The organism is Cognatazoarcus halotolerans (genome assembly GCF_009800965.1).
In the GTDB taxonomy this organism is placed as follows: Bacteria; Pseudomonadota; Gammaproteobacteria; order Burkholderiales; family Rhodocyclaceae; genus Cognatazoarcus; species Cognatazoarcus halotolerans.
This window is the reverse complement of sequence record NZ_WUAF01000010.1, coordinates 150,103-161,608: the sequence shown is the minus strand read 5'-3', so window position 1 is coordinate 161,608 and position 11,506 is coordinate 150,103. Positions and strand designations below refer to the sequence as shown.

Annotated in this window: 15 protein-coding genes; 8 read left to right on the top strand and 7 right to left on the bottom strand. The window is 65.8% G+C overall.

Annotated features, from left to right (window positions below; translation table 11 throughout):
- The first annotated feature begins 209 nt into the window (after positions 1-209).
- Positions 210-434, top strand: a complete 225-nt coding sequence (locus GQB03_RS23230) for a hypothetical protein (protein ID WP_043745835.1) — start codon at positions 210-212, stop codon at positions 432-434.
- On the opposite strand, the gene GQB03_RS14090 is transcribed toward GQB03_RS23230, so the two are convergent.
- Positions 405-635: a hypothetical protein gene (locus tag GQB03_RS14090; protein ID WP_159690555.1), complete on the bottom strand. Its 231-nt coding sequence runs from the start codon at positions 633-635 to the stop codon at positions 405-407. The genes GQB03_RS23230 and GQB03_RS14090 overlap by 30 nt on opposite strands.
- Before the next feature lie 129 nt (positions 636-764).
- Here GQB03_RS14090 and GQB03_RS14085 point away from each other — a divergent pair, with 129 nt between their 5' ends.
- Entirely contained in the window at positions 765-1,277 is a 513-nt protein-coding gene (locus tag GQB03_RS14085; protein ID WP_159690552.1) for a hypothetical protein, read from the top strand.
- Between the two features lie 19 nt (positions 1,278-1,296).
- Here the strand turns inward: GQB03_RS14085 and GQB03_RS14080 are convergent, their stop codons facing one another.
- On the bottom strand, positions 1,297-1,569 hold the full coding sequence (locus GQB03_RS14080) for a hypothetical protein (RefSeq protein ID WP_159690549.1): 273 nt from the start codon (positions 1,567-1,569) through the stop codon (positions 1,297-1,299).
- Here GQB03_RS14080 and GQB03_RS14075 point away from each other — a divergent pair.
- Positions 1,559-1,798 carry a hypothetical protein gene (locus GQB03_RS14075; RefSeq protein ID WP_159690546.1) on the top strand — a complete coding sequence of 80 codons (240 nt, stop codon included), beginning with the start codon at positions 1,559-1,561 and terminating at the stop codon, positions 1,796-1,798. The genes GQB03_RS14080 and GQB03_RS14075 overlap by 11 nt on opposite strands.
- Positions 1,799-1,909: 111 nt before the next feature.
- Positions 1,910-2,482, top strand: coding sequence for a hypothetical protein (locus GQB03_RS14070; RefSeq protein WP_235027066.1), 573 nt, complete (start codon positions 1,910-1,912; stop codon positions 2,480-2,482).
- Between the two features lie 172 nt (positions 2,483-2,654).
- Here the strand turns inward: GQB03_RS14070 and GQB03_RS14065 are convergent, their stop codons facing one another.
- The gene (locus GQB03_RS14065) at positions 2,655-2,870 is read right to left on the bottom strand and encodes a hypothetical protein (protein ID WP_043745847.1); all 216 of its coding nucleotides are present in this window, start codon (positions 2,868-2,870) and stop codon (positions 2,655-2,657) included.
- A gap of 464 nt (positions 2,871-3,334) precedes the next feature.
- Here GQB03_RS14065 and radC point away from each other — a divergent pair, with 464 nt between their 5' ends.
- Together radC and GQB03_RS14055 are read left to right on the top strand one after the other, a co-directional pair.
- A complete protein-coding gene (gene radC, locus GQB03_RS14060) occupies positions 3,335-3,916 on the top strand; it encodes a RadC family protein (RefSeq protein ID WP_159690543.1) in 582 nt (193 codons plus the stop codon).
- 277 nt (positions 3,917-4,193) lie between these two features.
- Positions 4,194-4,502, top strand: a complete 309-nt coding sequence (locus GQB03_RS14055; protein ID WP_159690540.1) for a DUF5983 family protein — start codon at positions 4,194-4,196, stop codon at positions 4,500-4,502.
- A gap of 67 nt (positions 4,503-4,569) precedes the next feature.
- Here the strand turns inward: GQB03_RS14055 and GQB03_RS14050 are convergent, their stop codons facing one another.
- The 4 genes from GQB03_RS14050 to GQB03_RS14035 form a co-directional block, all read right to left on the bottom strand.
- Complete coding sequence (locus GQB03_RS14050; RefSeq protein ID WP_159690537.1) at positions 4,570-4,806, bottom strand: hypothetical protein; 237 nt, start codon at positions 4,804-4,806, stop codon at positions 4,570-4,572.
- 98 nt (positions 4,807-4,904) lie between these two features.
- Positions 4,905-7,385 (bottom strand): AAA family ATPase, encoded by a 2,481-nt coding sequence (locus tag GQB03_RS14045; protein WP_159690534.1) that lies wholly within the window; start codon positions 7,383-7,385, stop codon positions 4,905-4,907.
- 89 nt (positions 7,386-7,474) lie between these two features.
- Positions 7,475-8,785: a metallophosphoesterase family protein gene (locus GQB03_RS14040; protein ID WP_159690531.1), complete on the bottom strand. Its 1,311-nt coding sequence runs from the start codon at positions 8,783-8,785 to the stop codon at positions 7,475-7,477.
- Entirely contained in the window at positions 8,782-10,110 is a 1,329-nt protein-coding gene (locus tag GQB03_RS14035; RefSeq protein WP_159690528.1) for a recombination directionality factor, read from the bottom strand. Before GQB03_RS14035 ends, GQB03_RS14040 begins: the two co-directional genes overlap by 4 nt.
- A 270-nt stretch (positions 10,111-10,380) precedes the next feature.
- Here GQB03_RS14035 and GQB03_RS14030 point away from each other — a divergent pair, with 270 nt between their 5' ends.
- Positions 10,381-11,199, top strand: coding sequence for a hypothetical protein (locus GQB03_RS14030; RefSeq protein ID WP_159690525.1), 819 nt, complete (start codon positions 10,381-10,383; stop codon positions 11,197-11,199).
- A 32-nt stretch (positions 11,200-11,231) separates the two neighbouring features.
- Positions 11,232-11,483 (top strand): hypothetical protein, encoded by a 252-nt coding sequence (locus tag GQB03_RS14025; protein WP_159690522.1) that lies wholly within the window; start codon positions 11,232-11,234, stop codon positions 11,481-11,483.
- Positions 11,484-11,506 lie beyond the last annotated feature (23 nt).

The window sequence follows — 11,506 nt, the reverse complement described above, 5'->3', positions numbered from 1 at the left end:
GGGTGTTCCCTTTCATTTCCGAAGGAGAACACCATGTTCGCAATCCCCGTCACCAGAGCGTCGCGCCCGGTCGCCGTGTTGCTGGGCGGTTCGGGCCATGCCCGGCCGGCCCCGCGCACACAGGCCGTGCCGGCGTTGTTGAGGCCGCGGCCGATCGCTCCCGAGCGGTCCGGCCGGGCGTCCGAGTTCCGTGCGGCAGGCGGTTGATCATGTCGATCAGCCTCTACCGCCGGCGCATTGCCGCCACCGTGGTCCAACTGGCCAAGGACGACCCGTCCCTGGTCAAGGAGGTGATCGCCCGCTTGCGAGAGTCGGGCGAGATCGAAGCCGACGATCTGGTCTACCTGGACCGGATCGCCGACCGTTGGATGAGGATTGCCGAGGCAAATGGCAACAAGGCCGCGTCAGCGCACCCGCGTCAAACGCGCGGGTAGCTTGATGCCCCTGGCTTTCGCCATTGCCACGGCGATCTTCTCCAATAGATCGGGACGTTCGTCGTTCAGCGTATCGGTCCACCGGGTCAATGCCTGTTCGATGTCATCCCGTGTTCGCGCCCCGTCGAACTCGAGACCGAGTCTCCGGTAGGCATCGATTTCGTCGGGCGTGAACCGTAGCGCGTCGCCTGCACGAAGCATGATGTGTGGGCCCTCATGGGATGTGAGCGTTCAGCTTAGCAGCGCCGCATGTCCGTGCAACCCCGGGGAGTCCACCGCCTCCCCGAACGGGGACAGGTGTTCCCTCTGTTCGTCTTTGGAGAAAACACCATGTCCCTTGAGAAGCCCCGTCCTCGCTCCCGGCGCACCGGCATCGAAACCGAGGAAGAGCGTGCCTGGGTCGGCTTCTATCGGCGCGTCAGCCGTGATCCGGCCATTGCGACCGAAGTCATGGCCCAGCTCGAGTCCGATCCGGAAATGAAGCGTACCCATCTGGCGTTGTACATGTGCTGCAAGGAGTCCCTGCGTCGGCACAAGGCGCGCCAGGCACGCCACCAACGGATCGGCCAGTTCGTCCGTTGGCTGTGCCACGGCGTGTTGGTACAGCCCTGGCGCAGCCTGCAGGCGGGTCTGCGGCACGGCCGCGACGTCGCTGTCGAATGCCTGCCTGAAGTGGCCAAGGAACCGGCCGTGGCCCAGGTGCACCGCCTGGCCGGAGAGGCCGAGTTCGCGACGGCACACGCGGCTTTCGAGCAGCAGGCCACCTCGCCGGCGGCCGATACGGCAGCAGCGTCCGCCGAAACCCAGAGCTCATCCGGCACCAAGGCATCGCGCGCCGCCTGACCCGAGAAGCGCCGGGCCATCACCGGCCCGTCGTGTGATGCGGCAAGCCTGTCGCCGCATCCGGATCGTCGAACGCCCACGCCCGCTGTTCACCCAGCGGTGCGTGCGGTGCTCGCTCCGACCCCACCCCCATTTGCACGCCCGCGATTGCCTGCGATGCGACCGCGCCTGACACCGAGACCCGCCGATGCGCGATCCGCGCCCCGTCGAGTCCCAATCCGCCCGCCGATCTGCCCCTGGCATGCCGGCCCCGTTTTTCCAGCAATGAAAGGAAGCCACTGATGATCACCATCACCGCCATCCTGAACGCCATCGAAGTGCACGCTGAGCGCGCCATCGTCCCGGAGCTTCGCCTCATCAAGAAGGAGGTCGAGAAACTGCGCCCGTCCCTCTACCCGGATGACCAGGAGCACGCGGACGCCCTGCTGCTGAAGCTGGACCGCCTGCTGTCCGATCAGGTCGTCGTCGCCGATGACCTACTCGTAGAGCAAGCCTTCCAGCCGGCAGCGCAAGCGGCCTGAATCAACAGTTTCGGTACGCCAGCCGCTGTCCGGCGCAGCGAACCACCCAACGTCCGTGGGGCTCACATCCTGCGGGTGTCGGGTTCCACGTCATTTCGAAAGGACCCCGACATGAACAAGGTAAGCACCAATACGGAGCAGCAACGCTACGTGGTCGATTGCGGCGTGGGTTACAGTTGCCTCGGCTTCGCCAACGCCCGCGATCACGCCAACCAGATCGCCCACAAGCTGGGCCGGCCCGACCTGGCGTTCGCGGAGGGCGATTACGCCACGATCGCCGGTTACGAAAAGTACTGCAACGCCGTCGAGGCCTGGAGCCGGTCCCCGCTGACGCGCACGACCTACTTCGATCCCGGCACCGATGCGAAGGCCGCCAAGATCCTGGAATCCTGTCGTACCCATGAGCGCAAGGTCCGACTGATCCTCGGCGACACCCGCACTGGTGAACCCTGGCTCGAAGAGCATGATGTTGTCGGCCGAATCAGCCGCTCGACCGGGAGCCTGAAGGTCCCCTTGCTGATCGAGGCCGGAGAATGCGGCGGTGCCGCCATCCTGTGCGCCTGCCTCCTCGCCATCATCGATTGGAGGTCGGGCGATTTCCTCTACCGTCACGCCGCATACCGGGAAGCCGACCTGAGCATCGGGCAATGCCGACAGGCCCTGGGACGTTCTGCGGCGCAGTGAGGTCGTCGCCAGTTTCGGGGACATCGGTCAGGCCGGCGCGTACCTCGCTTTCATGCGCGGCGCGACCATCGAGCCGCGCCTCTTCCAGTGATTCCGATGACGTTGATCGACAAGGCGACGTCTCCCCGACAGCACCGCCGGGGAGACGGTGGCCCGCCGAGGACCTGCCACGCTACGCCGCCAGGCGGCACTGCGCGTATTCGCGGTCGATGAGCCAGTGCAGGAACCGGGTTTCCTGGGAGACGCCCCAGTAGTGCGCCTTGCACCGGGCAATGTAGGCATCCAGGTCGTCGAGCGTGCGGATGTCGACCGGCTCGATGTCGGTGATCTTCCGAAAGCGCTCGATCTCCCGGCGAGTGAGTCGAATTTGCGAGCCGAGGCGGATCATGGTCGTTCTGCAAGAAGGGTTGAGTCCCCATCTTGACCAAATCGTCCAGGCTTGTCGCGGGTTTTGCGGCGGAGATGCAAGAAATTTGTCTGGCGTCGGTGGGCTGACACTCCAGTCGCACTGGAGTGCGATCCGGCACTTTTTCGCGCCCCGTCTCGCCGCACGCTCTCGGAGAGCGGCCGCAGTCCACCACCAAGCGCCATGCACAAGGCCACCGGATTCCAGCCGGTTGAACATGGCATCCCCTCCTCTCTCTTGAGCCCATCCGCCCGATACCGGAAACTGATCGGGCAACCATGCATTCCATCGTCGGATGGAATCCGGCCCTTGGCCGGCGTCGCAGTCGATACCTGCCTCATTCATCGTGCCGGCCAATGTTATCCATTCGTCCGCACATTCATCCCAAGCGGGGACCTCGTCCCCCTCGGGATCGGCGTTTCCGCTTTTCTTTCGTGGAGAACGCCATGGATCTCTCTGCTTTGTCCCGCGCCGATCTGGTCAGCGAATTGCTCTCGCCCCTGGTATGCCCATCGGCCGCCAACCCCTTGCATGTCAGCGATGCCGTGGCAAAAATGGGCATGCTCGGCACTGCCGACACCGTGTTGGCCCATCGCCTGAACGTCGCCCGAGAACTGCTGCTGCGCGAACTGCGAGAGCAGATGCGCAACGGTCCGCTGATGACTTCGCCGCAGATCCTGCGCGACTGGCTGCGCCTGTACTGCGCGAAGCTGGAAAATGAAGTGTTCCTGGTAATCTACCTGGACGCCCAACATCGCCTGATCGAGGCCGAGGAGCTGTTCCGTGGCACCCTGACCCAGACCAGCGTCTATCCCAGGGAAGTGGTCAAGGGAGCGCTCGCTCGCAATGCCTCCGCCCTGGCCGTCGCCCACAACCACCCCTCGGGGGAAGCCGAGCCGTCGCGGGCCGATGAAATGCTGACACAGACGCTGAAGTCGGCACTGAGCCTGGTGGACGTGCGGGTCATCGACCATTTTGTCGTGGCCGGGGACCGCGTGATCTCGTTCGCGGAACGTGGGCTGATATAGCGCCATGCGCCGCCCGCATACCGCTCCGTGTCCGACCCTGAGCAGCACGCTCGCCTCCACCACAGGGGCGAGTTCCTTCCTCTGCCAGGTGAAACGACCATCATGCCGGTGAAAACCCTTTCACATTGCCCCCTCTGCGCAGGTGACGGCGTGCTGTTGGGTACGCTGGGGCGCCTGCGCTGGTTCCGTTGTCGCGACTGCGGCATGAACTTCAGTCGTCAGACTGGCACGCGTCCCAAGACCAAGTCGACGTCTAATCAAGAGGAAGGAGAACCGCATGGAAACGCCCGCCGTGGAAAGCTTGCGAGCGCAGGCTGAATCGCTGGCCTCGTTATCGATCTCGCATCTGAGTCCAAGCACCCGCTTGAAACTGGCCGATGACGAGCTCTCGGTCAACGCCTACCCGACGGACTGCGGTGGCGTCATCTACGTCGGTGCCCCCTGTTACCGGATCCCGGCGGAAGCCGATCTGGCCGCGATCTTCAAGGTCGCCGAGCAAGCCGGTATTGCCTGGCTGAAGTTCGATAGCGAAGCGGCCGTAATCGATGGCCTACCGGTCTTTGACTTGCAGGAGCCCGAGGCGTGAGTCGGCAATTCAGCTCTCGCAATGGGGCCACACGATAGTTGCGGCGGCCGGCATCGTCCGGCCACCGCTATACCAGCAGCGTTTTAAGCCGTCCCAAGCCCGCTTTGATGTCATCGGCAAGGCGTAAGGCATCCGGGCCGCCTTCCGTTGCTTGCTGGGCCGCCCAGCTGCAAAACTCCGCCATCAAAGATGCCTTCTCGGCGGTGATTTTCGACTGGCGAAGGCCATCCTCAATAAGGGGGATCAAGCCGGCCGCCGCGCGCAGCCTGTTCAATGCAGGCGTGGATTCGGGGATTTTCGACATGCAGACATTTTAGCGGCGGGGCGCCCGACAAGCCACGGTAGACGGCGGCCAAACGGCGGATAGCTCCGTTATGCCGACGGCGAGCATCCAGTATTCAACTACGCTCCGGTCGGGACTTGGTGGGGCTCCCTGTGTAGATCCATATCGATCACCGCATCCGCCATGGCGGTCAGCTCCGGCGTCTGGGACACGAAAAACTCCCGCTGATAATCCCCCAGCCGCAGCACCTCCCGCTTCATCGCCATGAACATGCGCTTGCGCTCGGGGTCCAGCGGCCCATCGGCCTCGTCCGAGAACAGCGCACCGTAGCGTCGCCCGGTATGCTGGGCGAGGTACAGCGCCACCGCCCGGATCAGGCATTCGTTGATCCATACCCGTTCGCCGCCGCTCATCAGGCCGACGCTCTTGCTCTCGCCCGACTCGCCGTCATGGACCAGGATGTCGAAGCCCTCCTTCTGCTCGCCTTTTCCCGTCTCCACCAGCGTCTGGATCGACACCGTGAAGCGGGGACCGTAGCAAGCAAGCAGGAGGTCATTGGCGAGTGCCGACAAGGCCGGACCGGCATCATCGATGGCTAGCGCGATCAGCCCATCGTTGCTCATGCACTTGGCGAACAGGTTCCAGTTGCCCAACTCGGTTTCGACCTGAGCGATGCGGCTGGCCACCCGTGCATGGCGGCCGGCCAGGGCCGTTGCCTGCTGCATCAGGACACCCAGGGTTTCGGCATCCCGCACTGCGTTCAGATGGGCCTGCTCGGCGGCAGTGACCGACTGTGCCGCCTGTTCCATCCTCGTCTGCGCATCGATCAGGCGTTGCTCGTCATAAGGTGCAGGCAAGGCTGCAAGCGCCTGCTTGAGCCGGTCCAGCGTAGCGCGATAGTGTTTGGCCTGCTGTTCGTGCTGGTAGGCGATCGCCTGCCGTGCCGCGCCGATCTGCTGGCGCTCGGCCGCCTCCTCCGGCGTCTCCACCGGCTGATCAGCCGCGGCATCGGGGCCCGGCGCCGTCCCCAGTTCCGTCAACTCCTGGTCGATCTCAGCCAGCGTAGCCCGGGCCCGCGCCATTTCCCCGGCCTGGGCGGCCAGCAGCGTAAATCGCGAGGCACGCGCCCGGGCACGCTCGGCCCGGTGCTCGGCTCGAGCCAATGCCTGCGGCGCAGCGGCGAGGGCCTGATGCTGTTCGCGTAAGGCGTCCAGTTCTTTCTGTACCGTCGACTTCTCGCGCCCCAGGCGCTGGATCGTCCCCTCGGCGCTGGGCATCAGGGCCTGGGCTTCCCGCGCATCGCCCAGTAGCTTGCATTGCCCCTGCAGATCGGTACCCGCACACGGCACCTCGCCGGTCAGCCCGAAGCGCCGCGCCAACTCCTCGGCCTTGAGCACCGCCTGCCCGGCCTCGCGCTCGATCCCGGACAATTTCTGCTGGGCCATCCGCTCCGTAGACTGGCACTGGGTCAGGCGTTGAACGTGCTCCCGCCACGTTCCGACCTGCGCCGATCGTAGCGACAAGACGCGCTCTGCCAGAGGCAGACGGCGCTCCCCACGCCGGACGGCTTCCGCACCCGCCAGCAAGGTGAGGCAATGCCGGCGCTGGTTCTGCAAGACCTGCCGGCGGTTGCGCTCCTGACCGACACGCTGGACGATACGCTGCTCCAGCCGTTCCAGCCGCTGTTGCTCGCCACGATCCTGTGCCAGCAAGGCCTCGATGGCTTCTTTGCCGGCCTGGATCACTGCTTGGCATTCGCCCTGAAGTTGTCGCCGGCGCGCTTCCACGCCTTGCGCCTGCTCGCGCTCGGCGACCACCTGGGCATGCCGGATTCGCGCCGACTCCTGCGCGGCCTGGGCAGCCTGGCGGGCAGCCAGGCTCGGCGCGACGCGAGCCTGGGCGCCGTCGAGCGGCCGCCGTTCGCCCTCGATCCGCTGCGCCTCCTCGTCCAGCGAGGCCTGTTCCTGCCGGATCGCCGCAAGGCCCGTCTTGAGGAGACGCGCCGTCTCGGCCGCTTTCTGGCCGAGCGCCCGAATCTCTTCCTGCCCGAGCAGATCGGCCAGCAGGGTCTTGATCTCGGCATTGCGGTAGGCGCTCAGCTGCCGCTTGCCCTGCGCCGAAAACACCGAGGTGAAGAAGGTGTCGGCGCTGCCGCAGATGGCGTCGACGCAGCGGGTATAGGTGTCCACCTTGCCGTCGGACACGGTGCCGTCGTCCAGTTTCACCGGTTTCCAGGCGCCATCGTCGGCGAGCACGAACAGGAAGGCTTCGGTCTTGCGCCGGCCGTTGAGGCGGACCACGACCTGCGAGCGGTAACTACGGCCGTCGTGCGCCCAGATCAGGTCTTTCTCGTTCTCGGGCAGACAGACGTGGTCGTAATAGGAGAACCCGCCCGGACCCGCTGCCCCGGCCCGTGAGGGCATCGTGAGATACGGGTGCATGTTGTCCATCACGGTGGTCTTGCCACGCCCGTTGGCGCCGACGATGGCGACCAGTTCGGCGCCATCGGCCATTCGCTCGAAATCCAAGGTCAGGACATCGCGTCCCAGGCCATCGCGGATGCCGCGAAAGCCTTTGAGGGTGAGTGAAAGCGGTTGCATGGTGGGGTTCTCCTGCGGGATGACCCATTCAGTCTCCCGCATGAAAAAGGGTCTGCAAGCCCGTCCCCAAGGGGACGGATCCGGCAAGGTCAGGACGACAGCGCAGGCGCCAAATCAGGCTGCGGCGAAGACCGGGTGACAGGGGTTTCGACGCCTGCCGCGCACGCCGGACCGGCCTGCCTCCGCAGCACCCCCTCGACAATGGCTTCCGGTGCCTGGCTGGAGAGCGCCTGCAGGCACGCGAGCAACGGATCGGCCCGCGCCTCGGTCACCTGCGCCCAGACCCGAACCTTGTCCGCCAGATTCGCCAGCTGCGAAATCCCGGCCGCCCGCGTGCGCACCACGGGGACGATCCGCCCTTCCAGCTTGGTCTCCGTCGCCCCGGCCAGCAGGCGCTCGATCGCCGCGCGGTCGACTTCGTGGCGATCTTCATCGGCGACGGTCCAGCGCACGCGCACGAACGCGCCGGCAACGTCCTGCTGCGCGACGGTGGCACGCAGGACCTCGAGGTCGGGCTTGCCGTCGAATACGATATCGATGGTTCGGCGCGCGGGCGTGGGCTCCAGCCGGTAGCGTGCCTGATCAGCATCGACCTCCCACAGCAGGAACCCCTTCTCGCCCTCCTCGCCGTAGTGGAAGCGGCTGATGGAACCGGCATAGGCGATACATTGCCCGCCTGCCGCGCCTTCTGCGGCCCAGGACTGATGGCGGTGGATGTGCCCGAGCATGAAGGCCTGCGCCTCGGCGGCGAACAGCGCCCCGGTGGTGAACTCGTGATCGAAGCCGGCCATCGGCACGCCGTGCTCGCTGATGCAGCCGAACACCGTGCCGTGGGAAACACCGATGGCGGGCACACCCTGCCGGCGGGCCGCGCGATGGGTCGGCGCGTAACCGCGCAGCAAGCAGGCGAGGTTTTCGCCGACGGCGTGGGCGGCGTCCGCCGCACCGACCGCCGCCGCGACCGCGGCCTTGTTCACCGTGGGTACGCAGGAAAACAGCGCGCGAGCACCGGCCGGCAGCCGGTCGAAGCACCAGTCCGTCGAAGCCAGCCATTTCCCCTCGGCGATAAGGGCGACCTGCTCGATCCGCTCGGCCACATGCACCGAATGCCGTCCGCCCAGCAGCCGGAAGATTGCCAAGGTACCCGGCGGCTCATGCGAGAAAGTCCCTTGCAGCATCAGCACCGGGCAATGATCGGCCAGCCGCCGGACCTGGGCGAACAGCCGTTCGGCGGCCGGCGCGTGCAAGTCCAGGCCATGGTCAGTGGCATCGCCCGATAGGACTGCCGCCTCCACGCCCAGCGCTATGGCGCGGTCGATGGCGGCGCCGAAGCAGCGATCGGCCTCGAACAGGTTCTTGGTGCCGTAGTGCAGATCGGAGAAATGGGCGATGCGGATCATGATGCCCTCCCGCGTGAGGCCAGGTGCAGTTCGCTCTCGATCTTGTCGAAATAGCCCTGCGGGTCGTTGCGGTAGCGCTCCAGTTCGTCCCAGGCCCGGGCACGGCCGTGCGGGTTGATCTTCCAGCCCCTTCCCCACCGCCGATCGGCATACGTCTGGTAGCGTTCCGGCGCGATCCTGTAGGCCTGCACACGCGCCATCAGTTGCTCAAGGCTGGGATGCCCTTCGCGCAGTGGTGGCGCCTCGCCGGATGCCGCCTCGGTCGCCGTCACCGCCTGGCTCTCGGCCGCCTCCGGCTGTAGCGGCTCGGCGCTCGCCGCAACCGAGCACCCCTGAAGCACCTGCGTCGCCAGTTGGGCCTGGACCAGGGCCGTCTCGGCATCCTCGTTCTCGCGCAGCAAGGCCGTCACATCCACCGGCGCCTCAAGGTCGATAATCCATTGGGGTACGCGCACCGCCCTCCCCTGCTCGTCGATGTGGGCTACCTCCATTAGTTTCTTGGTCAGGTAGAACGGCGTGCGCTGCCGGTCGAGGAAGCCCGAGATGCGCCCGCCGCGCAGGAAGCCCACCGTCTCGAATTTCTGAATCGCCGAGTTCATCGCATAGAAGCTGTTGGTGTGCAGTTCGAAGGCGCTGATCGAACGGATGCCGGGAATGAAGAACAGGAAGCGTCCGGTCAGGTTGCACTGGCGTTGCTGGTACTCGCGGCAGGACTCGGGCTCGCACAGGCCGCCGTTGTCCTCGCGGACCATGGTCTTGCGCCCACCGAAGAGGCGAATCGTGCGCCGACCCGTCTCGTCGACCGGAACCGGGGCATGACACATGCAGTGGCGCACCCGGCCATCGGCCGAGTATTGCGACCAGTAGTACTTCTCGTGCGTGCCCCAGGCCGCCAGTTCGTGCGGCATCACGGTCTGCCAGTAGTCGGAGGGGAATACCACCGGAAAGCGGTACAGGCGCCGGCCTTCGCCCCGGTCCTCGCCATAGGCCTCCAGAATCGCCCGCGCGATCTCGGGATTGGGGAAGTCCTGCGCCCGCACGGTGAACCACGGCACATTGCGCGGCACCAGCGGCGTCTTCAGGTCGGGCAGGGCCTCGGTGATGGCGCGCTCGATCTGCTCGAAGGAGTGGCCCGCCGCCACACCCTGCTCGTAGATCGCCTGGGCCTTGGGCTCTCCGGCGGCCTTCTTCGTGAGCACTTTGATGCCGGCGCGGATCTTGCCGCCGGTGGGAATGCGGGCGGGGCCTTGCCCCAGCAGGGTCGGCACAGCCGTCGTCCCGCCGTCCTGCACGGCGATGACGGGGTGTGCGTTGGGATAGGCCATGACGGCGCTCCTCCATGAATATCGGGACATTCCGATGATTCATGCTCGCGCGACTTCCTCTCGCTTCAACCCCGCGCCGGACAGCAGGCGTTTACTCGCACCATGCCTGATAGATACAATGGAGCCCGGCGCCCGCCTTGCTTGCACACGAGCAAAAGAAGGCCTTCCTTACCGATCCTCATGTTCAGCGACACCTCGACACCGGGTGCGTCGGCATTAAACGTGTGCGCATAGTCCGACCCGCCTCGGTTCACTTGAGGAGCAACTGTCATGAGCATCAAGCAACTGTGCTTCGACGCACACACCCAACTTCGCGACCAGCACGGGATCGCCGTCCGTCGCACCCACCTCTATGAACTGCTCGCCGCGCTGCTGGGCTTCAACTCCCATGCGGCGCTCGCGGCCGAGGCCGTCATCGGTCAGGTACGACAGGCGTGGAGGTTCACCAGCGATGACTTGACCCGGTTATCCAAGCGCTGCCTGGCCTTGGGCTATCCCACCGCGGAGAGGCAACGCATCGTCGAGGCCATCACCGCGCTGGCCGAGACCCACCGGTTGGTCGCTGTCGATGTCAAATATCTGGTGAAGCTGGTCGCAGGCGACGCAGACGGGTGGGATGTCGACGACGAAGAGATGCCCGACGACGTTGGCATCGACCAAGCATCCTCTTGGCAAAACGCACCGGACCTCGATCTCGACTCGACCCTGTTGATCGATGGGCTGGAGCAGTTGGCGGCCAAAGAGCATGTCGATGCGCACTATGCCCTCGCCTTGCTGCTGGAATGCGACCCCCCGAAGAGCGGGACGGCCACTGGTACCGGCAACAACTCGCAGGTCGCCGACTCGACGGCCCCGAGAAGGGATGGGCCGACAACTACGCCGCCGCCCTCGCGCAGTTCGACCAATACCGCCAGCACCTGGCCGGGGCCCGGCTCGGGCGACCGGATGCGGCGCTGGCGTGGGCAGAGCTCACCGGCGAAGAAGCGGACTTCCGACACGCCCAATCCTTGGCGGCACCGGAAGATGCGACCCGCCTGCTCGACCTGGCTGACCGATTGGGAACCAGTGCCACCGTACTTCCCCTGCTGAGACAGGCCGCCCTCGCGGGCGATGTCGAAGCCATGCGCCGCCTGGCCGAGGACTTCGACCCGGACCCTGTCGAGGCATGGACCTGGGTCCACCTGGCAGAACTGTGCGGCACTGACCTGACCCGGATGGAAGCGGTTTACGAAGACGGGTCGCCTGCGGACGACGACATTCCGGGCAACATCTTCGCGGTCGGTGGCATCGACGTTCCGGACATCAGCGCCGAGCAGCACGTCGTCGCGCGACGGGAAGCCGCTCGTCGGGTTGAGGCCATGCGAAATCGCTAGGAAACCGTGAGTGTCGCCCAACT

Coding starts and splice junctions, on each gene's coding strand:
- GQB03_RS23230 (WP_043745835.1), top strand. CDS start 210: ATGTCGATCAGCCTCTACCGCCGGCGCATTGCCGCCACCGTGGTCCAA.
- GQB03_RS14090 (WP_159690555.1), bottom strand. CDS start 635: ATGCTTCGTGCAGGCGACGCGCTACGGTTCACGCCCGACGAAATCGAT.
- GQB03_RS14085 (WP_159690552.1), top strand. CDS start 765: ATGTCCCTTGAGAAGCCCCGTCCTCGCTCCCGGCGCACCGGCATCGAA.
- GQB03_RS14075 (WP_159690546.1), top strand. CDS start 1,559: ATGATCACCATCACCGCCATCCTGAACGCCATCGAAGTGCACGCTGAG.
- GQB03_RS14080 (WP_159690549.1), bottom strand. CDS start 1,569: ATGGTGATCATCAGTGGCTTCCTTTCATTGCTGGAAAAACGGGGCCGG.
- GQB03_RS14070 (WP_235027066.1), top strand. CDS start 1,910: ATGAACAAGGTAAGCACCAATACGGAGCAGCAACGCTACGTGGTCGAT.
- GQB03_RS14065 (WP_043745847.1), bottom strand. CDS start 2,870: ATGATCCGCCTCGGCTCGCAAATTCGACTCACTCGCCGGGAGATCGAG.
- radC (WP_159690543.1), top strand. CDS start 3,335: ATGGATCTCTCTGCTTTGTCCCGCGCCGATCTGGTCAGCGAATTGCTC.
- GQB03_RS14055 (WP_159690540.1), top strand. CDS start 4,194: ATGGAAACGCCCGCCGTGGAAAGCTTGCGAGCGCAGGCTGAATCGCTG.
- GQB03_RS14050 (WP_159690537.1), bottom strand. CDS start 4,806: ATGTCGAAAATCCCCGAATCCACGCCTGCATTGAACAGGCTGCGCGCG.
- GQB03_RS14045 (WP_159690534.1), bottom strand. CDS start 7,385: ATGCAACCGCTTTCACTCACCCTCAAAGGCTTTCGCGGCATCCGCGAT.
- GQB03_RS14040 (WP_159690531.1), bottom strand. CDS start 8,785: ATGATCCGCATCGCCCATTTCTCCGATCTGCACTACGGCACCAAGAAC.
- GQB03_RS14035 (WP_159690528.1), bottom strand. CDS start 10,110: ATGGCCTATCCCAACGCACACCCCGTCATCGCCGTGCAGGACGGCGGG.
- GQB03_RS14030 (WP_159690525.1), top strand. CDS start 10,381: ATGAGCATCAAGCAACTGTGCTTCGACGCACACACCCAACTTCGCGAC.
- GQB03_RS14025 (WP_159690522.1), top strand. CDS start 11,232: ATGCGCCGCCTGGCCGAGGACTTCGACCCGGACCCTGTCGAGGCATGG.